The organism is Pedobacter sp., assembly GCF_035566355.1.
Taxonomy (GTDB): domain Bacteria; phylum Bacteroidota; class Bacteroidia; order Sphingobacteriales; family Sphingobacteriaceae; genus Pedobacter.
Window position 1 is genome coordinate 1 of record NZ_DATMRL010000399.1, and the last position, 22,593, is coordinate 22,593.

23 protein-coding genes are annotated in these 22,593 nt (G+C 40.2%); 12 read left to right on the top strand and 11 right to left on the bottom strand.

Annotated features, from left to right (window positions below):
* Window positions 1–111 precede the first annotated feature (111 nt).
* The gene (locus VNZ46_RS15280) at window positions 112–654 is read right to left on the bottom strand and encodes a DUF1599 domain-containing protein (protein ID WP_325560933.1); all 543 of its coding nucleotides are present in this window, start codon (window positions 652–654) and stop codon (window positions 112–114) included.
* A gap of 55 nt (window positions 655–709) precedes the next feature.
* Between VNZ46_RS15280 and folP the strand changes: the two genes are divergently transcribed.
* Together folP and cdaA are read left to right on the top strand one after the other, a co-directional pair.
* The gene (folP, locus tag VNZ46_RS15285) at window positions 710–1,567 is read left to right on the top strand and encodes a dihydropteroate synthase (RefSeq protein WP_325560934.1); all 858 of its coding nucleotides are present in this window, start codon (window positions 710–712) and stop codon (window positions 1,565–1,567) included.
* Window positions 1,568–1,599: 32 nt separating this feature from the next.
* The gene (gene cdaA, locus VNZ46_RS15290; RefSeq protein ID WP_108553614.1) at window positions 1,600–2,391 is read left to right on the top strand and encodes a diadenylate cyclase CdaA; all 792 of its coding nucleotides are present in this window, start codon (window positions 1,600–1,602) and stop codon (window positions 2,389–2,391) included.
* A 21-nt stretch (window positions 2,392–2,412) separates the two neighbouring features.
* Here the strand turns inward: cdaA and VNZ46_RS15295 are convergent, their stop codons facing one another.
* Complete coding sequence (locus tag VNZ46_RS15295; protein WP_325560935.1) at window positions 2,413–3,342, bottom strand: hypothetical protein; 930 nt, start codon at window positions 3,340–3,342, stop codon at window positions 2,413–2,415.
* A gap of 213 nt (window positions 3,343–3,555) precedes the next feature.
* Here VNZ46_RS15295 and VNZ46_RS15300 point away from each other — a divergent pair, with 213 nt between their 5' ends.
* Entirely contained in the window at window positions 3,556–4,095 is a 540-nt protein-coding gene (locus tag VNZ46_RS15300; protein ID WP_325560936.1) for an SRPBCC family protein, read from the top strand.
* Between the two features lie 51 nt (window positions 4,096–4,146).
* Here VNZ46_RS15300 and VNZ46_RS15305 read toward each other — a convergent pair whose 3' ends face one another.
* Entirely contained in the window at window positions 4,147–4,557 is a 411-nt protein-coding gene (locus VNZ46_RS15305; protein WP_108553630.1) for a BrxA/BrxB family bacilliredoxin, read from the bottom strand.
* Window positions 4,558–4,704: 147 nt separating this feature from the next.
* Window positions 4,705–5,127 (bottom strand): hypothetical protein, encoded by a 423-nt coding sequence (locus tag VNZ46_RS15310; RefSeq protein WP_325560937.1) that lies wholly within the window; start codon window positions 5,125–5,127, stop codon window positions 4,705–4,707.
* Between the two features lie 215 nt (window positions 5,128–5,342).
* Here VNZ46_RS15310 and VNZ46_RS15315 point away from each other — a divergent pair, with 215 nt between their 5' ends.
* Together VNZ46_RS15315 and ahcY are read left to right on the top strand one after the other, a co-directional pair.
* Complete coding sequence (locus tag VNZ46_RS15315; protein WP_325560938.1) at window positions 5,343–5,915, top strand: hypothetical protein; 573 nt, start codon at window positions 5,343–5,345, stop codon at window positions 5,913–5,915.
* 262 nt (window positions 5,916–6,177) lie between these two features.
* Window positions 6,178–7,494, top strand: coding sequence for an adenosylhomocysteinase (gene ahcY / locus VNZ46_RS15320; protein ID WP_325560939.1), 1,317 nt, complete (start codon window positions 6,178–6,180; stop codon window positions 7,492–7,494).
* A gap of 35 nt (window positions 7,495–7,529) precedes the next feature.
* Here the strand turns inward: ahcY and VNZ46_RS15325 are convergent, their stop codons facing one another.
* Entirely contained in the window at window positions 7,530–8,522 is a 993-nt protein-coding gene (locus VNZ46_RS15325; protein ID WP_325560940.1) for a polysaccharide deacetylase, read from the bottom strand.
* A gap of 25 nt (window positions 8,523–8,547) precedes the next feature.
* Here VNZ46_RS15325 and VNZ46_RS15330 point away from each other — a divergent pair, with 25 nt between their 5' ends.
* The 4 genes from VNZ46_RS15330 (at window position 8,548) to VNZ46_RS15345 (ending at window position 13,319) form a co-directional block, all read left to right on the top strand.
* Complete coding sequence (locus tag VNZ46_RS15330; protein WP_325560941.1) at window positions 8,548–9,267, top strand: pyridoxine 5'-phosphate synthase; 720 nt, start codon at window positions 8,548–8,550, stop codon at window positions 9,265–9,267.
* A gap of 11 nt (window positions 9,268–9,278) precedes the next feature.
* Entirely contained in the window at window positions 9,279–9,851 is a 573-nt protein-coding gene (locus VNZ46_RS15335) for a hypothetical protein (RefSeq protein ID WP_325560942.1), read from the top strand.
* A gap of 81 nt (window positions 9,852–9,932) precedes the next feature.
* Entirely contained in the window at window positions 9,933–12,812 is a 2,880-nt protein-coding gene (gene gcvP / locus VNZ46_RS15340) for an aminomethyl-transferring glycine dehydrogenase (RefSeq protein ID WP_325560943.1), read from the top strand.
* 108 nt (window positions 12,813–12,920) lie between these two features.
* A complete protein-coding gene (locus tag VNZ46_RS15345; protein WP_133782384.1) occupies window positions 12,921–13,319 on the top strand; it encodes a response regulator in 399 nt (132 codons plus the stop codon).
* A 12-nt stretch (window positions 13,320–13,331) separates the two neighbouring features.
* Here the strand turns inward: VNZ46_RS15345 and VNZ46_RS15350 are convergent, their stop codons facing one another.
* Window positions 13,332–14,096, bottom strand: a complete 765-nt coding sequence (locus VNZ46_RS15350) for an MBL fold metallo-hydrolase (protein ID WP_325560951.1) — start codon at window positions 14,094–14,096, stop codon at window positions 13,332–13,334.
* A 168-nt stretch (window positions 14,097–14,264) separates the two neighbouring features.
* On the opposite strand from VNZ46_RS15350, the gene recJ reads away from it, so the two are divergent.
* The 3 genes from recJ to VNZ46_RS15365 are packed head-to-tail and all read left to right on the top strand — an operon-like array spanning window position 14,265 to window position 18,271.
* Window positions 14,265–15,968, top strand: coding sequence for a single-stranded-DNA-specific exonuclease RecJ (gene recJ, locus VNZ46_RS15355; protein WP_325560944.1), 1,704 nt, complete (start codon window positions 14,265–14,267; stop codon window positions 15,966–15,968).
* Between the two features lie 44 nt (window positions 15,969–16,012).
* Window positions 16,013–16,747, top strand: a complete 735-nt coding sequence (gene lptB, locus VNZ46_RS15360; protein ID WP_133782378.1) for an LPS export ABC transporter ATP-binding protein — start codon at window positions 16,013–16,015, stop codon at window positions 16,745–16,747.
* A 15-nt stretch (window positions 16,748–16,762) separates the two neighbouring features.
* Window positions 16,763–18,271: a GH3 auxin-responsive promoter family protein gene (locus tag VNZ46_RS15365; protein ID WP_325560945.1), complete on the top strand. Its 1,509-nt coding sequence runs from the start codon at window positions 16,763–16,765 to the stop codon at window positions 18,269–18,271.
* A 17-nt stretch (window positions 18,272–18,288) separates the two neighbouring features.
* Here VNZ46_RS15365 and VNZ46_RS15370 read toward each other — a convergent pair whose 3' ends face one another.
* The 5 genes from VNZ46_RS15370 to VNZ46_RS15390 all read right to left on the bottom strand — a co-directional run.
* A complete protein-coding gene (locus tag VNZ46_RS15370) occupies window positions 18,289–18,675 on the bottom strand; it encodes a response regulator transcription factor (protein WP_325560946.1) in 387 nt (128 codons plus the stop codon).
* A 122-nt stretch (window positions 18,676–18,797) separates the two neighbouring features.
* Complete coding sequence (locus tag VNZ46_RS15375; protein WP_325560947.1) at window positions 18,798–20,750, bottom strand: heavy metal translocating P-type ATPase; 1,953 nt, start codon at window positions 20,748–20,750, stop codon at window positions 18,798–18,800.
* A gap of 46 nt (window positions 20,751–20,796) precedes the next feature.
* Entirely contained in the window at window positions 20,797–21,213 is a 417-nt protein-coding gene (locus VNZ46_RS15380; protein WP_325560948.1) for a Fur family transcriptional regulator, read from the bottom strand.
* A 12-nt stretch (window positions 21,214–21,225) separates the two neighbouring features.
* Complete coding sequence (locus VNZ46_RS15385; RefSeq protein ID WP_325560949.1) at window positions 21,226–22,410, bottom strand: efflux RND transporter periplasmic adaptor subunit; 1,185 nt, start codon at window positions 22,408–22,410, stop codon at window positions 21,226–21,228.
* Window position 22,411: 1 nt separating this feature from the next.
* The coding region (locus VNZ46_RS15390; protein WP_325560950.1) for a TolC family protein at window positions 22,412–22,593 on the bottom strand (182 nt) is incomplete at its 5' end.

A 22,593-nucleotide genomic window follows, 5' to 3' on the forward strand; every position in this document is an offset into this window, starting at 1 on the left:
CCTGGAGTTTATAACCAAATCCAAGTGGATCATTGGCCTTAATTAAACCGGAGAAAATAAACAGGATACCAACAAATATTCTTGAGAAGTTTAAAAAAATTTTGCTCATGGTTATTTAAGGTCTAATTTAATCAACGCAAAAACTGCATAGTTTAACATATCCTGATAATTGGCATTGATGCCCTCAGAAGCCAGCGTTTGTCCTTTATTGTCTTCTATTTGTTTAACCCTTAAGATCTTCATCAGGATAAGATCTGTCAGGGAACTGATCCGCATATCTCTCCATGCCTCGCCATAGTCATGATTCTTGGCAAACATGAGGTCTTTGGTCGCCTGAACATACAGGTCATACAACTTTTCTACTTTACTGAATTCCAATTCATAGGGATCCTCTTCTGTAAGCTCCAGCTGCATGAGTGCAATGACACAATAATTTACAATCCCAATATATTCTGAGGTGATATCTTCCCCTACCTTCGAAATTTTCTTCTCTTCCAGAGTTCGGATGCGCTGGGCTTTGATAAAGATCTGGTCTGTAATAGATGCCGGCCTTAGGATGCGCCAGGCTGTGCCATAATCTTTTGTTTTTTTTAAAAAAAGCGATTTACAAACCGCAATTACTGAATCGTATTCCTGTGAAGTGTTTGCTGCCAAAACAATTAAAATATTTAGTTTAAAGCTGTTTAATACTGTATTTTTGTATCAAACAATGGCTAAAGATACATTTTTAAACCGAAAGCACACATTAAACCTGCAAGGGCAACTGCTCGATCTGACCAGTCCTTGCGTGATGGGAATATTGAATATAACTCCAGATTCCTTTTACGGGGAAAGTAGAAATTTCAGCATAGATGATGCCTTGCTCAGGGTGGAAAAATACCTTCAGGAAGGCGCTTCTTTTATTGACATCGGTGGATATTCCTCCAGGCCGGGCGCCAAAGATGTCAGTACCCAGCAAGAGGTAGACCGGGTAGTCCCCGTAGTTGAAGCCATTTGCAAACAATTTCCCCAGGCATTTTTATCCATAGATACTTTTCGTGCAGAAGTGGCAAAAAAAAGTATTGAAGCCGGTGCCCATATCATTAATGATATTTCGGCAGGTGAACTGGATCCTGACATGTTTGGTACAGTGGCGACGTTAAATGTGCCATATATCCTGATGCACATGAAAGGCACACCACAAAATATGCAGTTATCCCCAAGTTATCAACATGTAACCCTCGAGGTTGTGGATTACTTTGTGGATAAGGTGGAAAAGTTAAGAAAGCTGGGGGTAAAGGACCTGATCCTGGACCCGGGTTTTGGTTTTGCCAAAAGCCCGCAGCACAATTATCAGCTGCTCCGGGAAATGGAAGATCTTCATCTTTTTGGATTGCCGCTCCTGGTAGGCTTCTCCAGGAAATCTATGGTTTATAAGGCACTGGATACGACTCCTGCAGAGGCGCTGAACGGAACCACAGTACTTCATACCCTCTCTTTGCTTAAAGGCGCAAAGATACTGCGTGCGCACGATGTACGTGAGGCCCGGGAATGCATTATCCTAATTGAAAAAATGCAACAGGCCTGATGCTTGTTTAAAAATTCACTAACTTGTCAACAATGAAAGGTTTTGACTTCGATTTTTTAAAAATAACCCCTACCGATGTTATCGACATCATTTTTGTCGCGTTGCTGATCTATTATGTCTATAGTCTGATCAAAAATACGCTTGCGGTGAACTTGCTGCTGGGGATGCTGATCATTTTGTTACTGTATTATGTAGTGGATGCACTTCACATGAGACTGCTTTCGACCATCATCAACAAATTTATGAGTGTGGGGATCATTGCATTAATTGTGATCTTCCAGCCGGAGATCAGACGGTTTTTATTGTTGATTGGAAAAAACACTTTTCTACAGAAAAATAAAGCCTGGTGGGGTTATCTTTTTGGCAATAAAGAGATTGAAAGGGATAATCTGGCGCGGATTAAACCGATTATTGATGCTTGCAAGAGCATGAAGAAATCGAGGACCGGCGCATTGATTGTGTTTGTCAAGTTCTATGATGACCAGCTTTTTGCCAACAGTTGCGAAATTATAGATTCTAAAATTTCCAAACGCTTACTGGAAAGTATATTTCAAAAGAACAGCCCGCTTCATGACGGCGCAGTAGTGATTGCTGAAAATAAAATAAAGAGTGCCAGTTGTATCCTTCCTTTAACAGATAATGATAACCTACCCCCTCAGTTTGGCTTGCGCCACAGGGCAGGAATTGGTATTTCGGAAAATACAGATGCAGTAGCAGTTATTGTTTCTGAAGAAACCGGTGAGATTGCCTACGCAAAACAAGGACGGGTAAGAATGAATGTTTCTTTTGGAGAACTGGAAAAACTCCTTAATAAGGATTTTTAGCAAAAGAATTTATATTTTTTTTTAAAGGCCTGGTGACATTGCTTTAAAAGTCGATTGGTATATTTGTTTGGCAGGCCCCCTAAATCCTATTTGAATTTCTTTATCTGGTATAGATATCGATATCGGAATATACACCTCACTTAGAATACCATTGACATAATTTGGTTTCCAAGCCGGAGCGTCTGTAACAGCATCTAAAATCTTTAGTAACATTTTATCTGTAAAACCATTAGGCCCGTAAAAGCTTTCATTAAGCAGTTTTCCTTCTTTATTTAGAGTAAAACTAAGCATAAGCTTTCCCTTGACCTGCCCGAAATTAATTTCTTGAAGAACCTCATTTAGATACGCTTTAAAATCATAATCAGGACTTCCTCCTGTAATTTTTCTTTTAAATTGCTTATCCTCTGCATGAGAAATGCTTTTTCTAATTTGGTTATTTTTATAAATATCTTCTTGTAAGATAGCGCCTGTATACGCAAAGTTAGTCCAAACCCCTTCCTTTAAGTTATTGATATAGTTGCCCTCAAATAATAGTTTCTTTGTATCGTAATTATAGCTTCTTGAAATTCCGTCCAGCTTTCCACTCTTATAAGTAAATGTAAACTCAATGCTACCATCTTCGAAATAGTCTATCCACTCTCCTTCTTTTTCCCCATCGACAAATGTACCAGTCTTTCCAATGTAAATTTTTGGAGATGTAATTGAAGTATCTAATTTATGAAGAGCCGGATCATACTTAATTATCCTTCGAGCTTCCTTAACATTGTATATTATAAATTTGCCATGTGGGATTTTCAATCTATTATCTTTAAAACTTCCAACCAGTACAAGGGAGTCATCCAAAGAATATTGGCGCATTTTCCATATTGGCTCGCCTTTATCCTCCTTCTCAACAAGGATGTATGATGTTGCATTCACCGAGTCTGTTGTTATCTCATTATTTTTACCCAAGTAATAGCGAGACTGAGCATAACTGTGGAAACAAGTAACAATTAAACAGAAAAGAAAAACAAACTTTCGCATATTTGGAGCAATTAACTATATCAAAGATAGATATGATTTTCTGAAAAAGAATGGGATAGGACAAAATATAATACTTTAGTTTTATTAGTTGGATAAAATAAATTCTCAAATTTTCTTTAAATTAGTATAACTAAAAATCTAATGAAGATCTTAAAAGGAATTCTATTCACAGTGCTGGGCCTGGTGGTTCTGGCACTTATTGTTGCCATCTTTGTCAAAAAAGAGTATACCGTAGAACGGGATATCGTAATTAACAAACCACGGCAGCAAGTTTACGACTACATCAAGTACCTGAAGAACCAAAACAACTTTAGTAAGTGGGCAAAAATGGATCCTGCAATGAAAACGGAGTTTCGGGGAACAGACGGAACTGTAGGCTTTGTGTCTGCCTGGGACAGTAATCAAAAAGATGTTGGAAAAGGTGAACAGGAGATTAAAGGCCTGCAGGATGGGAAAAGGCTGGATACAGAAATCCGGTTTATTAAACCCTTTGAGTCTACGTGTTCTGCCTTTATGACCACAGAAGATGCAAGTACAAATGCGACTAAAGTATCCTGGGTATTTAATGGAAAAATGAATTATCCAATGAATTTAATGTCACTTTGCATGAACATGGATAAAATGATTGGGGGCGATCTTCAGATCGGCTTAAACAATCTGAAAGGGATATTGGAACAATAAAAAAAGGACTAACTGATCAAGTTAGTCCTTATATTTTTTAAAAGGATTTTTCTAGCAGTATTGCTCGAAAGCACCGATCAGGCTGTCTGCAATCATTTGAGCAGGGCGACCTTCAATTTGATGACGTTCGATCATATGCACCAGTTTACCATCTTTGAATAATGCCATTGATGGTGAAGACGGCGGAAAAGGCATCATATATCCTCTTGCTCTGTCTACTGCTTCTTTTTCCATTCCTGCGAATACGGTAACCAATTTATCCGGGTGTTTTTCATTTGCTGCTGCAATTCTTGCTGCAGGGCGCGCATTGGCAGCTGCACAACCGCATACGGAGTTTACAACGACAAATACAGTTCCTTCAGTTTTGATGGCGCTGTCAACTTCTTCTGCGTTTTTTAACTCTTCAAAGCCAACTTTGGTCAGCTCTGCACGCATCGGTTCAACTAAATATTCAGGATACATATCTTTATGTTTTTTGGTTATTTTAAATCTTAACTGATACAAAGGTACGGCACTACTTTATAGCATCAAAGTTCTGGCCTTAAAGCGTCTCAGTTTTTACCTTCAAATTACTTTGGTACAAGACATTTAAAATCGGGCAAATTTCTCTTATCCGAGCTTGCTTTTTAGTATTTCTATCTTTTCCCGCTCACTCTCCAGTAACATTTCATAGAGCTTTTTGTTGCTTTCCAGCATCTCCATATAGTTGTATCGTGAATGGAATTGCTGGGGATCTCCGTCGGAAATCAGTTCTCTTTTTCGGCTTTTATCTTTAAAAGTGCACATATAGGCAAATGCAGCCTCTTCATCAAAATCTTTGATGGCATTTTCGGGTATATTGATTGCGGCTGCAATCAGAGCGAGTGCAACGGGGTCGAGTTTTTCTTTTGCTTCTAGCAGAGAAATCCTTTTTTGACTCCATTCTGCGCCAAGCTGTATGGCCAGAGCTTCCTGCTTCCACCCAAAGAGCGAACGCAGGCGTTTCAAATTTTTTCCTTGATGATTTTCTGTGTGTTTTGTGATTAGGTTCATATTCAGATCTGTAAAGGTTAATAAGTACAGAAAGATATTCGAACCTTGAAGATAATCAATTCTATGATATCCTCAAATCGTTCTAAGATAGAACTTTTCGGAATAGGATAGAATGATTTAATTCGGGTACTTTGAAATAAATAACGCGCAGTATCGTGCTTCCCTGGCAATGACTTTACTGTGCATAGTGGTATTCGAAACTTAATCAATATCTTATGCATACTAAAAAAGAAGTTAGGCAAAGCTTAACGTACCATTTAACGGCTGAGGAAATCAGCAATCCCTACTTACTTATTGCACAATTTTTTGACATCAGCGACCTCTCAGACCATCTTGATTTTTTGGACGAGTGGAAGGAGCATGTCATTACTGACCAGCTTTACACTGTGGAAAACTGCCCTGCAAACCTATTGCATGAACACCGGCATATTCTTAAGCTTCTGGAGGCTGCCTGGCTGCTTCGAAAAACAGGGAAGATTAGTCCATTGATCTATCCGGAACTTAAGGAGTGCTTACTGGAAAAGCAGAAAGAAGAACTTGCTGGCTGTTCCTGCCTTTTGAACGAAGAGGAACTCCTTAACCCTTACCTCGTTTTCCGCTTACTTTTTCAAACTGCTGGCCTGGAATCTTACCGCGAAGAGTTAAGAGATTGGCTGGAGGAGAGCTTTAGTAAGGAAGGCTCATCCATTAGTTACGAGGACCTGGCTACAACCTACAAATTTTTAAAGAAACTTTATCAGGCCGCCTGGTTGATTTACAGCAAGGAGTTGCAAAGAGATCTTTCGTAAGGAACCGTCTTTCATTTATTTCTTCTTCTGGTACAATCTGATCGATTCCTTCAAAGAACTTGTCTGTCCAACCGCGACTGGCAGGTTCTTTTGTTTTATCACCTCATAGTCACACCATCAGCATCTTTTGATTTTGGCCAAACTATTGTGTAATTTTGTACCTGAAAAACAGGCAGTTTGGTTAAAGAAGGATAAATATTGGGGAACCCCGAACCAACAACAACGTAACTACCTGCAAAACAAAAACTTAAAATATTATAATATGTCATCAGTAGAGACAACTTACGTTCCTTACAAAGTTAAGGACATTTCACTGGCAGAATGGGGCCGCAAAGAAATTGAACTTGCAGAGGCAGAAATGCCAGGTTTAATGTCACTGCGTGCAGAATTTGGCCCATCTAAACCATTAAAAGGTGCCCGCATAGCAGGTTGCCTTCACATGACGATCCAAACTGCTGTTCTAATTGAAACGTTGGTAGAATTAGGTGCTGAAGTTACCTGGTCTTCCTGCAATATTTTCTCTACCCAAGATCATGCTGCTGCTGCAATTGCTGCTGCTGGCATCCAGGTTTACGCATGGAAAGGTTTAAACGAAGTAGATTTTGACTGGTGTATTGAACAAACTTTGCATTTCGGACCAGAACGTCAGCCCTTAAATATGATCTTAGATGACGGTGGTGACTTAACCAATATGGTATTTGATAAATACCCTGAACTGATTGCTGGTATCAAAGGGCTTTCTGAAGAAACGACTACCGGAGTTCACCGTTTATATGAGCGCATGAAAAACGGAACATTGCATTTGCCTGCAATTAACGTAAATGACTCTGTAACTAAGTCTAAATTTGACAATAAATATGGCTGCCGTGAATCTCTTGTAGATGCGATCCGCAGAGCTACAGATGTTATGATGGCTGGTAAAGTAGCTGTTGTTGCTGGTTATGGTGATGTTGGTAAAGGTTCTGCAGAATCTTTAAGTTCTCAGGGTGTTCGTGTTATTGTTTCGGAAATTGATCCTATCTGTGCTCTTCAGGCTGCAATGGAAGGTTATGAAGTAAAGAAATTTGCTACCGCGGTTAAAGAAGCAGATATCGTTGTAACCACTACAGGTAACTGCGACATCGTTCGTGCAGAGCACTTCAAAGTGATGAAAGACAAAACCATCGTTTGTAACATCGGTCACTTTGATAATGAAATTGATGTTGCCTGGCTAAATAAAAATTATGGCGGTACTAAAGTAGAGATTAAACCTCAGGTAGATAAATATACTATCGACGGTAAAGATATTATTTTACTTGCTGAGGGCCGTTTAGTGAATTTAGGATGTGCTACAGGGCACCCAAGTTTCGTAATGTCCAACTCTTTCACCAACCAGACTTTAGCTCAGCTGGAGCTTTGGACCAATACAGATCAGTATGAAAACAAAGTTTACGTTCTTCCTAAACACCTGGATGAAAAAGTAGCTCGTTTACACCTGGCTAAAATTGGTGTGGAACTTGATGTTTTAGATCAGCATCAGGCAGATTATATCGGTGTTCCTGTTGAAGGTCCGTTCAAGCCGGATACTTACAGATACTAAGTATACAAAAAGGAGTTGCAGGGGCAGCTCCTTTTTTATTTTCCTCCAAATTCGTCCTCCACACTTTCCCGGAGATCATACATCATCCATTGTTTGTCCTTCACTGACTTCTGTTCGCTTTGCAGGAGTTTAATGAAATCGTTAACACCAACTGGCTCATTTCCGTTTCCATGGATCAGAACGATACTCCCTGAACTGGCGGTTTGACCTTTGGCCAGCCAGGCATCACTTCCAACAGGAATTAGTCCATAAGACAATACTTTGCTGATCAATTTAGGATCTGAAACCAGCCCTGGAAAACGGAAAAACACAGAAGGCATGATGCCATGCTGCAGCATCGCCAGTTCAGTCCCCATAACTTCAAAGTTCATATCGGTACCTGGCTCCAGTAAAAAATTAACTTTTAAAGGCGCAGCTGGGCTAACCCGATGATTGTAGGAATGATTTACCCAGGTGATGGAAACATCTCCTGATTTGACCAGATTTTTCAGCCAGTCAAGATCATCACTATGGGTCAGCATCCATCGACCCGTAATGGAAAGTGCCAGGGGTACCGGCCTTTCAGTTTTCTGGAACTCCTTCATAAGAGAAGTAAATATAATCCGGTCAAGAGGTTTATGCGATGGGCAAAGATCAATGGTTAAAGCAATTCCTTTTTCTTTAGGAAAACCATGAATAATTCCAGCATCCTGTAAAGGAGTTTCCTTCATTTGTGCAGCTTCAATTGCCTTTACGTATGGAGTTTCCTTAAAAGTATCCATAGCCTGAGCCCAGGTTAAAGGTTTTACAACTTCAGTAGTGGCAGGCAGAATCCTGTTCTCCAGCTCCTGAGGATCGGTAACCAGGTATTGCGTTCTTCCCCCCTGCTCAAATTTCCTCAGCACCAGCAAATCTTTATTCTGATCGCGAATCAGCCCATAGAACAGCTTGTAATTTTTGATGCCTTGCTGCCCGAGGCAAGAAATTACAGAAAGCATACAAAAAACACAGCCTAAAAAAGTAGTTAAGAAAAATGGATATCTCTTCATTTAATGATTAAGTTTATCTTTGTATATGGCAAAACTATCTGTAAATATCAATAAAATAGCCACCCTTCGCAACAGTCGCGGTGGTAATAACCCGGATCTGATTAAAGTAGCCCTGGATTGTGAACGTTTTGGGGCGGAAGGGATCACGGTGCATCCCAGACCAGATGAAAGACATATTCGCTATCAGGATGTTTTTGACCTGAAAGCTGTGATTGCAACGGAGTTTAATATTGAGGGAAACTGCAGGGAACAAAAATTTATTGATCTGGTTCTGGCGAATAAACCCGCACAAGTTACCCTGGTACCTGATGCCGAAGGTCAGATTACCTCCAATCATGGATGGGATACCATAAAACATCAGGCCTACTTGCAGGAAATGGTCGGCCTCTTTAAAAAAGAAGGCATCCGGGTCTCTATATTTGTTGACCCTGTTCTGGACATGGTGGAAGCTGCAGCCGAAACGGGTACTGACCGGATAGAATTGTATACTGAAGCTTATGCCAGGGAGTATCCTAAAGATAAGGTTAAGGCAGTTGCACCTTATGTGACAGCAGCAGAAAAAGCAGTGGCACTCGGTTTGGGCATCAATGCCGGCCATGATCTGGATCTGCACAATCTAAAATATTTTTCACAGCAGGTTCCGGCTTTGCTCGAAGTGAGTATTGGCCATGCCCTGATCAGTGATGCTTTATACCTGGGTTTGGAGAATACTGTCCAAATGTACTTGAGACAATTAAAAAATTAAACTAAATTCCTATGAAAACGCTATCTGCATTTTTCCTTGCTTCGGCATTACTGTTCCTGATCTCCGGTTGTAAAAAAGGCGGAAGTATAGATGAAAGCACCGCTGCAGGAGTCATCTCGAATTATCTTCAGACCAATCCGGAATATGAGGGTATAAAACTAGATATAGGCGAGGTAAAATTCAGAGGCAGGAAGGATGCAGTAGCGCTCGGTCGATATAAAGAACTGGAAGAAAAGGGTTTGATTGTACTGAAACTTGATCAGCAGAAAAAGAGATTCTTATCTAAGGACAGCTTATACGTTTATATTGTCTCACTAACAGACAAATCCAAACCATATGTGCTCAAACAGGACGCGAACAAAGCAACAATACGAGCTCTGGACTATGTTCTGGACGACGAAAAACCAGTAAAACTGATTAAAGGGGATGCCAGAATGGCCAGAGTAACCGTTACCCTTAAAAAGAAAGCCAACGATTTTGCTGTCTTTTTAAGCCCTAAAGGTTCCCCTGCGAACTTCGTGACCAAAACCTACAAGTTAAAGTTTAGAAAAGAAGAAGGCTGGATCTTGGTTGGCGAATCGTAAAATATACATTTATAATCGTTTTGGGCAACCAGGGCTAAGGGTATTTTTATTACCTTTGCGCAACTTTTTATTCAAAGATTCATGAGCTTAAATATTCATTACAAAGAAGACTTTAAAGATCGTCACATTGCACCCAATACAGAAGATACCAAAGCGATGCTTCATACGCTTGGATTGGGTTCTATTGACGAATTAATAGAACAAACTGTTCCTCAGAAAATCAGGTTAAAACAACCTTTGAATTTACCAAAGGCAAAATCTGAAAAGGATTATCTGAGCAGTCTAAAACAAACGGCTTCTTTAAACAAAGTTTTTAAATCCTATATCGGACAGGGTTATTACAATACAACCACACCCGGGGTTATCTTACGTAATGTAATGGAAAATCCAGGATGGTATACGCAATATACCCCTTACCAGGCAGAAATTGCGCAAGGCCGCCTTCAGGCTTTACTGAATTTCCAGACCATGGTGATTGACCTGACCGGAATGGAAATTGCAAATGCTTCTTTACTGGATGAAGGAACAGCAGCTGCTGAGGCTATGTTCATGCAATACAGCCTTCGTAAAAACCAGCAAGCTAAAAAGTTCTTCGTATCTGAATTACTTTTCCCTCAAACCATCGATATCCTGGTTACACGTGCCAATCCTTTTGGTATAGAACTGGTGGTCGGAAACCATGAGGAAATTGAATTAAATGAAGAGTTCTTTGGTGCCATTGTTCAATATCCTGCCGGAAACGGACAAGTGTTTGACTATACTGGTTTTGCTAAAACAGCTCATGAAAAAAATGTAAAGATTACAGTTGTTGCCGACCTGCTAAGTTTAACGCTGTTAACACCTCCGGGAGAATGGGGTGCTGATGTTGTAGTTGGAACAACCCAACGTTTCGGTGTACCAATGGGTTTTGGCGGGCCTCACGCTGCTTTCTTTGCTACAAAAGATGAATATAAAAGATCTATCCCAGGTCGTATTATTGGTGTAACTATAGACAGCAATAATAATTATGCATTGCGTATGGCATTGCAAACAAGAGAACAACACATCCGCAGGGATAAAGCGACCTCCAACATATGTACTGCACAAGCTTTACTGGCTATTATGGCTGGTTTTTATGCAGTTTACCATGGTCCTAAAGGATTAAAACTAATTGCTGAACGTACTCATGGCTTAGCCGTTACTTTGGCTAAATCTTTAGAGAAGATTGGTTATAAGCAGCTGAACAATGCTTACTTTGATACCCTTCAGCTTGATCTCGGAGACCTGGCGGATTCCATTCACAGGGAATGCATAGACAATGAGATCAATTTAAATTATAAAGGTGGTATTGTAACCATTGCTTTAGATGAAACAACTTCTGCCGAAGATATCCAGTTATTGAATAAAATCTTTTCTAAGGTAAAAGGAATTCCTGCTGATCAGGCTGAATTGACAGAGGGTAATGTTGAAACTGTTATTCCTTCGGCATTACAGCGCAGTTCATCTTATCTCACCCACCCTGTTTTCAATAAGCATCACTCTGAACACGAGATGCTCCGTTATATTAAATCTTTGGAAACCAAAGATCTTTCGCTTTGCCATTCTATGATTGCTTTGGGTTCATGTACAATGAAACTGAATGCAACCACGGAAATGATCCCGGTAACCTGGCCTGAATTTGGACAAATTCATCCTTTTGCGCCAGCCGACCAGGTGGCTGGATATTATACTGTTTTCAATGAACTTGATAAATGGTTAAGTGAAATCACTGGCTTTGCCGCAATGAGCTTGCAGCCAAATGCAGGTGCACAAGGCGAATATGCCGGTTTAATGGTGATCAGAGCTTATCATCAGGACCGTGGAGATCACCAGAGAAATATCGCCTTAATTCCTGCTTCCGCACATGGAACCAATCCTGCTTCTGCTGCAATGGCTGGTATGAAGATCATTATCGTGAAATCTCTGGAGAATGGAAACATTGATGTGGAGGATCTGAAAGCCAAAGCTGAAGAAAATAAAGATAATCTTTCCTGCCTGATGGTTACCTACCCTTCTACACACGGTGTTTTTGAGGAAAGTATCATTGATATCTGTAACATCATACATGAAAATGGTGGTCAGGTTTATATGGATGGTGCCAATATGAATGCTCAAGTTGGACTGACCAGCCCTGGTACTATAGGTGCTGATGTTTGCCACCTGAATCTGCATAAAACTTTCTGTATCCCTCACGGTGGCGGTGGCCCTGGTATGGGACCAATCGGCGTAGCCAAACACCTGGTTCCTTACTTACCTGGTCATGCTGTTGTAGATATCGAAAAGGGCAAATCCATCCACGCAGTTTCTGCTGCTCCTTGGGGTTCTGCCTCTATTTTGGTGATCTCACATGCTTATATTGCCATGATGGGCGGCGAAGGATTAAAGAATGCTACACAATATGCAATTCTGAATGCAAACTACATGAAGGCACGCCTGGAGCAACACTACCCTGTTTTATATACAGGTAGTAATGGTCGTTGTGCGCATGAGATGATCCTGGACTGCAGATCTTTCAAAAACTTTGGTATTGAGGTGGTAGATATTGCTAAACGATTAATGGATTATGGCTTCCATGCACCAACAGTATCTTTCCCGGTTGCAGGAACCTTAATGGTAGAACCTACAGAAAGTGAGCCTAAACACGAATTAGATAGATTCTGCGATGCCCTGATTGCCATTAGAGCAGAGATTACGGCTATTGAAAACGGTAACAGTGATAAAACTGATAATGCATTAAAAAATGCACCACACACTGCAGCTGTTGTTACAGGCGATGACTGGTCGCACAGTTACAGCAGAAAAACTGCAGCGTTCCCTCTGCCATATGTCGCTGAATACAAGTTCTGGCCATCCGTTGGAAGAGTAAACGACTCTTTTGGAGATCGTTCCCTGGTTTGCGCTTGTCCTCCGATTGAAAGCTATATGGAAGAAACGCTAGTCTAAATGTATCAAAATAAAAAAAGGCCATTTAAATTAAATGGCCTTTTTTTATTTTTTAACAATTCAATCTATTTTATATCTTTATACTATGGCTCTCTTTACTAAATCAAGATGGATTCTAAAATTAATTTACTTGTTATTGACGATGATGACATCAATATTTTCATCATAAAAAAAATTGTAGAGAAGACTGGATTTGCCGTGAACATGGTATCCAAATCAAATGGCCAACTGGCCATTGACTATCTTGTACAAGTCCTTAAAGATGATGAACCTTTTCCTCAGCTCATGCTGATTGATATTAATATGCCTGTTTTGAATGGATGGGAGTTTATCGAGGCTTATGAAAGAATGGATGTCAGTAAAAGATCTGACCTCTACATGCTTTCCTCATCCGTATATGAAAACGACATAGAAAAAGCCAAAACCTATAAGATTGTGAAGGGTTTTATTTCAAAACCCTTGTCTATAGATCGCTTAATAGAGCTCTTAAAAGCAATTAATGAATAAACCTCAGCTCTACTAAACAATGTTAAAAACGCCATCCTGGTAGGTTACATGTCCGGTAGCCTTAGTCTTTGCATGGTAAAACAGGCAATTCCAATTTTCCAAGGCCGCTTTTTTTCCATACTCTTCTCTAAGTTCCATTGCTTTCCGCCCGTCAAAATCATATTTAGCAATAAACCTTCTTAACAACTCTTCCGGTTCAGGTAAGACGTCTCCACCGAAGAAGACTCGATCAGTACCATCATTCAAAAGAAAAGTCTGATGAAAAGGGGTATGTGCACCAGTGAGTTCATAACTGATTCCTTCTGCGAACTGACCGCTACCTTCTACAAAATGCAATTGCGCATTTCTCTGTAAAAAATCAAAGATCTCTGTTTTATAAGAAGATGAAGTATTGGTAAATGCACTTTCCCATTCCCCACTTTGAATGACATATGTAGCATTTGGAAAACTAAGCTCCGTTTTTCCCTTGTATTCGTGAATCATCCCACCAGAATGATCAAAATGAAGATGGGACATCAATACATAGTCAACGTCCGCAGGATCAAAACCCGCTTTCCGAATATTTTCGTGTAAGATCAGTTCTCCTGATTCGTTACTATATCCCAGACCAGTATCGAACAACAATAACAAATCGTTCATTTTCACTAAAAATGGCTGAACATGGATAAACAGGGATGCAGGCCGGTCTTTAGGGTTGTGGATTTCCGGATTAAAGGGAATAAATTTTTTACTGGCATCTACGGAGTAAGAACCTTCGTATAAAGTGAAAACTTGCAAGGGCATAGGTATTAGTAAGACGAAGAAATTAATGATATCTTTACGAATCGATACAAAGATAGGGAACCTGTATGAATTTACCACTAACAAAACCATAAGGCACATCCATTTAAACGCTCTAACGAAAGAACAACAGCTTAATGATCAATAAAGAACAATAAAGGCTTAATGGAAAAGAGATGGGTGCAAGCTGCACAGAATGATCAAGAAACAACCGAATCGCTTGCACAGCAATTAAATATAGATAATAGTTTAGCCCAGGTACTGGTACAAAGAGGAATCAGTTCTTTTGATGAAGCCAGGAACTATTTCAGACCGCAGCTAGACGACCTGCATGATCCGTTTCTAATAAAAGACATGGAAAAAGCAATTGCACGTATTGATCATGCCCTGGCGTCAGGCGAAAGCATCATGATTTATGGTGATTATGATGTAGACGGGACTACATCTGTAGCCCTGGCTTATAGCTTTTTTAGTCAATTAACAGATCGGATCATGTATTATATACCCGATAGACACAAAGAAGGCTATGGCGTCTCAACTGCAGGAATAGACTATGCCAGTGCCAATAAATTCAGCCTGATCATTGCCCTGGATTGTGGCATCAAATCGAATGATAAGGTAAGTTATGCAAAGAAATTGGGGATAGATTTTATTATATGTGACCACCATTTACCTGGTGAAGAATTGCCCGAAGCAGTTGCTGTGCTTGATCCTAAGCGTTCGGATTGTACATACCCATTTAAGGAACTTGCCGGATGCGGAATTGGATTTAAACTGGCACAGGCCTATGCCCTAAAGCATAACCTTCCTAAAGACAGCTATGAGCAGTACATAGATCTGGTTATGGTCAGCATTGCCGCCGATATTGTACCTGTAACTGGAGAGAACCGGATTCTAGCCCACCACGGCCTGATTAAACTCAATACCAGACCCTGTCTTGGTCTAAAAGCATTAATGCAAAGTACCGGGCGGGATAAAGATTTTACACTAACAGACATTGTCTTTTCGATTGCTCCAAGAATCAACGCCGCGGGCAGAATGGACCACGCAAATGAGGCCGTTAAGATGTTGTTGTGTAACGAAGATGACCTTGCCCGTGAGCAAAGCCTGTTTATCAACCTGCAAAATTCAGAGCGCAAAACTTCCGATCAAAATACAACTGCCGAAGCGCTGGCCATTATTGAGGACTGCGAAATACAGATCAACCGGAAAACCACAGTGGTTTATAACCAAAACTGGAATAAAGGCGTCATTGGTATTGTAGCATCCAGACTAACGGAAAAATACTACCGGCCAACAGTTGTATTAACAGCATCAAATGGCCTGCTCACAGGTTCCGCACGTTCTGTAGCAGGATTTGATCTATATGAAGCTCTTTCCGGCTGTGCAGATCTGCTGGTGCAGTTTGGCGGACATAAATTTGCTGCAGGCCTGACAATGAAACCTGAAAATATAGATCACTTTTCAGACCGTTTTGAACGCGTAGTAGCCGAAAGCATAACAGATGACCTGCTTTGTCCGGAGCTGTACATCGATACGGAGATCAGCTTTTCGCAAATTGACGGAAAGTTCCAACGCATTATTGCCCAAATGGCTCCTTTTGGCCCCGACAATCCCACCCCGGTTTTTGTAACCCATAATGTGTTTTGCGCAGGAAATCCATATATTGTTGGAGCAAAACACCTAAAGCTAAATGTAAAACAACAAAATTCAGTTACTTTTGACAGTATTGGCTTCGGACTTGCAGAGTTGCAAAATGAGATACAGCCTAACCGGCCTTTTTCTATTTGCTATACGATAGAGGAAAATGTATGGAAAGAACAAAAACGTTTGCAATTAAACCTCAAAGCCATCAAATTTGAACAGTGATATTAGCCCTTTTAAGAGCTATTGAATAATATTAATATACTTAAATGATATTAAGAGCAGAAAATTTAATCAAAAAATATAAACAGCGTACGGTTGTTAATGACGTTTCCTTTAATGTAAGTCAGGGAGAGATCGTCGGCTTGTTAGGGCCAAACGGAGCTGGAAAAACAACCTCATTTTATATGATTGTTGGATTGATCAAACCAAATGAAGGAACCATTTATCTGGATGACCAGGACATCACTAGTGATCCGATGTATAAAAGGGCCCAAAAAGGGATTGGTTATCTTGCTCAGGAAGCTTCTGTATTCAGAAAATTAACCGTAGAAGACAATATCATGTCCATCCTGGAAATGACGAAAATGAAAAAGGAAGAAAGGCACGAAAAACTCGAAGAACTGATCAATGAATTCAGCTTGCACAAAGTTCGTAAAAACCGAGGTGACCTTTTATCCGGGGGTGAAAGAAGAAGGACAGAGATTGCCCGTGCCCTGGCCGCAAGCCCTAATTTTATTTTATTGGATGAACCTTTTGCCGGTGTGGATCCAATTGCAGTTGAAGAAATCCAGACCATCGTAGCCAAACTTAAAAATAAGAATATTGGTATCCTGATTACGGATCATAACGTCCAGGAAACGCTTTCTATTACAGACCGGGCCTACCTTCTTTTTGAAGGAAAGATTCTGGAATCCGGAACACCTGAGGTACTTGCTGCAAATGAAATGGTAAGAAAAGTATATTTGGGGTCTAATTTTGTACTGCGCAGCAAAAATTTATAATTCATATAGAGGAACATGGCAATTGTAAATTCAATTTTTACCTGGTATATGAAGAAAAGGGTCCATCAAATTGAACTCTTTATAAAATATCCCCTTGACGTACAGGACGAGTGGTTTCACACTTTAATTTCCAGTGCAGAGAACACCGAATGGGGAAAAAAATACGATTATAGAACTATTGAAACCCAGGAACAGTTTAAAGAAAGAGTTCCCTTACAAAACTACGATACCTTAAAACCATATATTGAAAGAATGCTGAAGGGCGAACAGAACATACTGTGGCCTTCAGAGATTAAATGGTTTGCTAAGTCTTCCGGTACAACAAGTGACAGGAGTAAATTTATACCTGTATCAGAAGAGTCTCTTCAGGAATGCCATTTTAAAGGTGGAAAGGACATGTTGTCTATTTTCTGCAACAACAGACCTGGCAATCAGATTTTAACCGGAAAGGGACTTGTTTTAGGTGGAAGTCACCAGATCAACCAGCTCAATGAAGACTCTTTTTATGGCGATCTCTCTGCGGTATTGATCAAGAATTTACCGATGTGGGCAGAATATTACCGGACACCGGCCATTTCTATTGCATTAATGGATGATTACGAGCAAAAAATGGAGAAAATGGCAGAAGCCACTATCCGTGAAAATGTGACCAATATTTCTGGTGTTCCCACATGGACCATTGTACTTGCCAAAAAGGTCCTGGAAATGACGGGTAAGAAAAATTTGCTGGAGGTCTGGCCAAATCTTGAACTCTATTTTCATGGGGCAGTAAATTTCAAACCCTACAAAGAACAGTTTAGAGAGTTGATTCCATGCGATGAGATGTATTATCTGGAAACCTATAATGCCTCAGAAGGATTCTTTGGTATCCAGGACCAGGTCAATTCGGAGGAACTTCTGCTGATGCTGGATTATGGCATCTATTACGAATTTCTTCCGCTGGAACATCTGGAGCAAGAGCATCCTGCAACCCTATCTCTTGATGAAGTAGAATTACATAAAAATTACGCCATCATTATTTCTACAAACGGAGGTTTATGGCGATATATGATTGGCGATACCGTACAATTTACTTCATTGCATCCCTTCCGCATTAAAATCACCGGAAGGACCAAGCATTTTATCAATGCATTTGGTGAAGAGGTGATCATTGACAATGCTGAACAAGCCATAAGCAAGGCCAGTAAAATGACTGGTGCTGTATTTACAGATTATACTGCGTGCCCGATCTATTTTAAAGGAACAAAAGCAGGCGGACACGAATGGATCATAGAATTTGACCAGCAACCTGATGATTTTGAAAAATTTGTTGACATCCTGGATCAGACCTTAAGGGAAATTAATTCAGACTATGATGCCAAGCGATTTAACGACATGGCACTTTGTCGACCTAAAGTACATAACGCACCAAGAGGTACTTTTTACGAATGGCTGAAATCTAAAGGGAAATTGGGCGGTCAGCACAAAGTTCCACGTTTGGCCAATGACAGAAAATATGTAGAGGAAATTCTTAAATATATTTAAAACATAAAAGCCGGTACTCAATGAGCACCGGCTTTTTTATAACCTCCAGCCAGTATCCGGCCTATCTTTTCAGCAACTTCCTTAATATCAAATGGCTTGGCAATATAATCATCTGCCCCAGCCTGAATACTCATTTGCTTGCTGCGTGCATTTGCAGACATCATAATCACAGGAATATCTTTTGTGATTTCTTTTTGTTTAAGGTCTTTGCATATATCTATTCCATTCGCATCGGGTAGCATGACATCAAGAATAAACAAGTCTGGGAGCTGCCTTTTCAGAAGCTCTTTTAACTCACTGAACGATGATGAAGATTCGATTGTATAACCTTCATTTTTAAGAAGAATATCAAAAACGGCACTAATATCATGATCATCTTCGAGTACGAATATTGTCTTTGTCATAAGAAGCAGCGCAAGAGTTAAGCTTTAATTTAAACGAGCAAATAGCATTCCATAATGAGTAAAAAAAAACAACATGACAAGAAACAGATGATTTTGCAGATTTGATCATCTTATCTTAAGGATTATATAACTTTCATCTGCTGAATCCGAACTGCATTTAAAATGGCAAGAAGTGCAACGCCTACATCTGCAATCACTGCCTCCCATAAAGTAGCCACCCCACCGGCACCAAGAATTAAAACCACAATTTTAACCCCCATAGCCAATGCTATATTTTGCCATACCACATTTCTGGTAAGCTTACCAATCTTAATGGCAGTTACAATTTTCCTGGGCTGATCATTCTGAATCACGATATCTGCTGTTTCAATTGTAGCATCACTTCCTAAACCTCCCATGGCAATTCCTGCGTCAGCGAGGGCAATCACAGGTGCATCGTTTACCCCATCACCTACAAAAGCAATACGTCGGTTCTGGTTTTTGAGTTCTTCTACTTTCTCGACTTTATTTTCCGGCAACAAAGCACCAAAGGCTTTATCAATACCCAGCAGCTTAGCTACCTTATCCACTACACTCTGCTTATCACCGCTCAGCATAACAGTTTCTATACCCAGCTGATGTAATTCGCTGATGGCTTGTTGAGCATCTTCTTTGATCTCATCGGCAATCGTAAAATAACCTGCATACTTATTTTCAACCGCAACCATAACCATCGTATCCTGTTCATTTTCAACCGCAGCATCGTATGGTATGCCTAATTTTTTAAACAAAGCCGTATTTCCGGCAATAACCTCTCTTCCCTCAATATTTCCCTTCAAACCATGCCCTGCAATTTCCTCAACAGATTCTATTCTTGTTCCATTAATTGCATGTCCAGAATATTGGGTAATTGCAATGGCGATGGGGTGTGTAGATTTACTTTCCAATGCGGCTGTCAGTTTAACCAGTTCCTGCTCTTCAAAATTGCTGGTTACTACTTTCTGGACATTAAATACGCCTCTGGTCAAGGTTCCTGTCTTATCCATAACAACCGTATCTATTTTAGTCATTACATCAAGAAAGTTAGATCCCTTGAATAAAATACCATTCTTGGAGGCTAAACCAATTCCCCCAAAATAACCCAGCGGTATAGAAACCACCAGTGCGCAAGGACAACTGATCACCAAAAACACCAAGCCTCTATAAAACCAGTCCTGGAACACGTAGTTTGAAACAACAAAATTAGGCACCACCACGACCAGTAAGGCCAGGAGAAAAACAATTGGTGTATAGACCTTTGCGAATCTGGAAATAAACAATTGGGTCTGTGATTTTCTGGCTGTTGCATCCTGTACCATTTCCAGAATTTTACTCAGTTTACTGTCTTTGAAAAGAGATTTTACCTTGATTTCGGTAACTGTATTCAGGTTAATCATCCCTGCAAGTACCTGTTCCCCTTTTTGTTTAGTGTCCGGCCTGCTCTCTCCTGTCATCGCAGCGGTATTATAGGTTCCCTTATCAGAGATCAACAGGCCATCCAGTGCAACTTTTTCGCCGGGTTTAACCTGGATAATCTCTTCTATCTTTACTTCATCGGGTTTAACACTAATTGCATTTCCTCCTCTTATCACGGTTACCGCATCTGGTCTGATGTCCAGCAAAGCTTTAATATTTCGTTTAGCTTTATCCACCGCTGCATCCTGAAACCATTCGCCTATGGAATAAAATACCATAACGGCTACACCTTCACTATAAGACCCAATGGCAAAAGCCCCCAGAGTGGCCACACTCATCAGGAAAAATTCATTAAAAAAGTCAAAACGAAGTAATTTCCTGAAAGCAAGGTCAAGCACATTGTAACCCGCCAGCAAATAAGCCACACCAAAGATGATCAGATTGGTTATGTTCCCAGGATTCACTTTAAAACCGTAATCCAGGATCAGCATCACGGCCAGGATAGCCAGAGCAAGGAGCAAAGGCCAATGCCCTGTCCATGTACCCTGCTCTCCACCACCGTGATCATGTCCATGATCATTGCTGTGATCATCATGACCACAGCAATGTGTATGTCTTTCATTTATATTTTCTGCTTTCATGTTAGACAAAGATAAGCCCTGTTACAATGCAATGCCATTGCAAAGTTTAGCAGGAACATTGATCACAGACACCCTTAGCCACAATATTAATCTCATCTGAATGAAAATTAACAGGAAGGATCACTTCTGGTATTTGTGTTTTAGGCAAACAAAAAGTTTCTCCGCATTTCTTGCAGAAGAAATGTACATGTACATCATCGTGTTTACCGGGATGGCAATGCTCTTTACAAAGTGCATACTTAGTAATCCCCGTCCCATCGTCAATACTGTGTACCAGCCCATTTTCTTCAAAAGTTTTCAGGGTCCTGTATAAAGTGACCCTATCTGCAGGTGCAAGCCCTTTTTCCAGATCGGTCAGACTAATCGCATGAAACTGGGTCTCCAAGAAATTCAGAACTAATAATCGCATTGCAGTTGGATTGATCTGCTTTGCTTTAAGTGTGTTTTCCAGTTGTCTGTTCATCGCTCTCAGGGATTAATGTTCATCCGATCCACCTGTAGCTTTTGACTGCAGATAAAATGCTCCTTTGGTTACCATCTTTGCATTTTCTGCAAGTTGCTCCAGTGGGATAATTTGTACATAGCCAAGTTCCGCAATACCCGTGGTAACTTCAAATTTTTTAAAATGAATAGTATCATTTTTTCCAGCTTCTGCCAGATAAATGTATTTTTTCCCTTCAAACTGAACAATTGCTTCCACAGGGACAGCTGGAACCAACTCTGAACCTACACTGATTAAACCCGTCACATACATTCCGGGAATTAAATTGCTTTCCGGCTTCTTAATAACGGCATGTACAACTACCCCCTTACTGTCATTTTCAAAAGACTTATTGATCCCATAGATTTGTCCCTCTATATGCTGATCCTTCTGATTGGTCAATTGAAAATTAACTTTCTGACCTATTTTAATCCTGGACAGGTCCTTCTCAAAAACAACAAGATCTGCATGTATTTTTGAATTGTCTACAATATCCATCAGTGAAGTTCCCGGTTGTGCAAAAGAGCCCGTCATTGAAGCTATACGTCCAATTGTGCCGCTTATGGGTGCTTTTACCGGAATACTGGAAACCAGATTTCCACGGGAAACGTTTTTAGCAGAAATGCCCATTTGTGCCAACTGTTTTTCTATTGCTTTAATTTTAGCCAGTTCTGCATTATAATTAGCTTCTGCCAATTCTTGTGATTTGCCCGTTCCAGCCCCTGCAGCTTTTAAAAGTTGCTGCCGATGATATTCAGCCTCTACAAAAGTAAAGCCTCCCTTTACTGCAAGATACTCCTGCTGCAGTTTAATCATGTCCTGATTTTCCAGTACGGCCAATAGCGTTCCTTTATTTACCTGTTGCCCCTCCATGACATTAATTTTCCGGATAATTCCACCATAAAGTACATTGACCTGGGCCTCATTTTGAGGCGGAACAGCCAATTGACCACTGGATTTAACTACTGCTGTCAGGTTTTTGTGTTCTATTGTCCCTATGGTAATGCCTACCGCTTGCAATTGTTTGGTATTCAGATCCAGAACATCTTCATGTTTCTCTTCTTTATCCGATGGACTTTCGTTTTCTTTAGCAGAATTATTGCCTGTTGTACAAGACACCAGGATACAGATCGCCAGAATTCCTGTTCGTAACAGATTCTTTATATTTAATATATTCATCCTAATCATTCCCTTTTAAAAATTGTAATTGAATAACCGATTCATTCAGTTGCTGAACGGACTGCAGATAGTTCAGTTTGCTTTGTACAGCCAAAGACATATTCTGAATGAACTCCATATAACCAATTTCTCCCAGATCAAAAGAAACCTGAGCAATCCGCATTTGTTCATTAGACTGCCTTA

Excerpts from the sequence above, each read along its gene's own strand:
- cdaA (WP_108553614.1), top strand. The coding sequence starts at position 1,600 with ATGAAAGGTTTTGACTTCGATTTTTTAAAAATAACCCCTACCGATGTT.
- VNZ46_RS15305 (WP_108553630.1), bottom strand. The coding sequence starts at position 4,557 with ATGTATCCTGAATATTTAGTTGAACCGATGCGTGCAGAGCTGACCAAA.
- folP (WP_325560934.1), top strand. The coding sequence starts at position 710 with ATGGCTAAAGATACATTTTTAAACCGAAAGCACACATTAAACCTGCAA.
- lptB (WP_133782378.1), top strand. The coding sequence starts at position 16,013 with ATGATATTAAGAGCAGAAAATTTAATCAAAAAATATAAACAGCGTACG.
- recJ (WP_325560944.1), top strand. The coding sequence starts at position 14,265 with ATGGAAAAGAGATGGGTGCAAGCTGCACAGAATGATCAAGAAACAACC.
- VNZ46_RS15380 (WP_325560948.1), bottom strand. The coding sequence starts at position 21,213 with ATGAACAGACAACTGGAAAACACACTTAAAGCAAAGCAGATCAATCCA.
- VNZ46_RS15385 (WP_325560949.1), bottom strand. The coding sequence starts at position 22,410 with ATGAATATATTAAATATAAAGAATCTGTTACGAACAGGAATTCTGGCG.
- VNZ46_RS15375 (WP_325560947.1), bottom strand. The coding sequence starts at position 20,750 with ATGAAAGCAGAAAATATAAATGAAAGACATACACATTGCTGTGGTCAT.
- VNZ46_RS15325 (WP_325560940.1), bottom strand. The coding sequence starts at position 8,522 with ATGAAGAGATATCCATTTTTCTTAACTACTTTTTTAGGCTGTGTTTTT.
- VNZ46_RS15365 (WP_325560945.1), top strand. The coding sequence starts at position 16,763 with ATGGCAATTGTAAATTCAATTTTTACCTGGTATATGAAGAAAAGGGTC.
- VNZ46_RS15345 (WP_133782384.1), top strand. The coding sequence starts at position 12,921 with ATGGATTCTAAAATTAATTTACTTGTTATTGACGATGATGACATCAAT.
- VNZ46_RS15315 (WP_325560938.1), top strand. The coding sequence starts at position 5,343 with ATGCATACTAAAAAAGAAGTTAGGCAAAGCTTAACGTACCATTTAACG.
- VNZ46_RS15370 (WP_325560946.1), bottom strand. The coding sequence starts at position 18,675 with ATGACAAAGACAATATTCGTACTCGAAGATGATCATGATATTAGTGCC.
- ahcY (WP_325560939.1), top strand. The coding sequence starts at position 6,178 with ATGTCATCAGTAGAGACAACTTACGTTCCTTACAAAGTTAAGGACATT.
- VNZ46_RS15300 (WP_325560936.1), top strand. The coding sequence starts at position 3,556 with ATGAAGATCTTAAAAGGAATTCTATTCACAGTGCTGGGCCTGGTGGTT.
- VNZ46_RS15330 (WP_325560941.1), top strand. The coding sequence starts at position 8,548 with ATGGCAAAACTATCTGTAAATATCAATAAAATAGCCACCCTTCGCAAC.
- VNZ46_RS15310 (WP_325560937.1), bottom strand. The coding sequence starts at position 5,127 with ATGAACCTAATCACAAAACACACAGAAAATCATCAAGGAAAAAATTTG.
- gcvP (WP_325560943.1), top strand. The coding sequence starts at position 9,933 with ATGAGCTTAAATATTCATTACAAAGAAGACTTTAAAGATCGTCACATT.
- VNZ46_RS15335 (WP_325560942.1), top strand. The coding sequence starts at position 9,279 with ATGAAAACGCTATCTGCATTTTTCCTTGCTTCGGCATTACTGTTCCTG.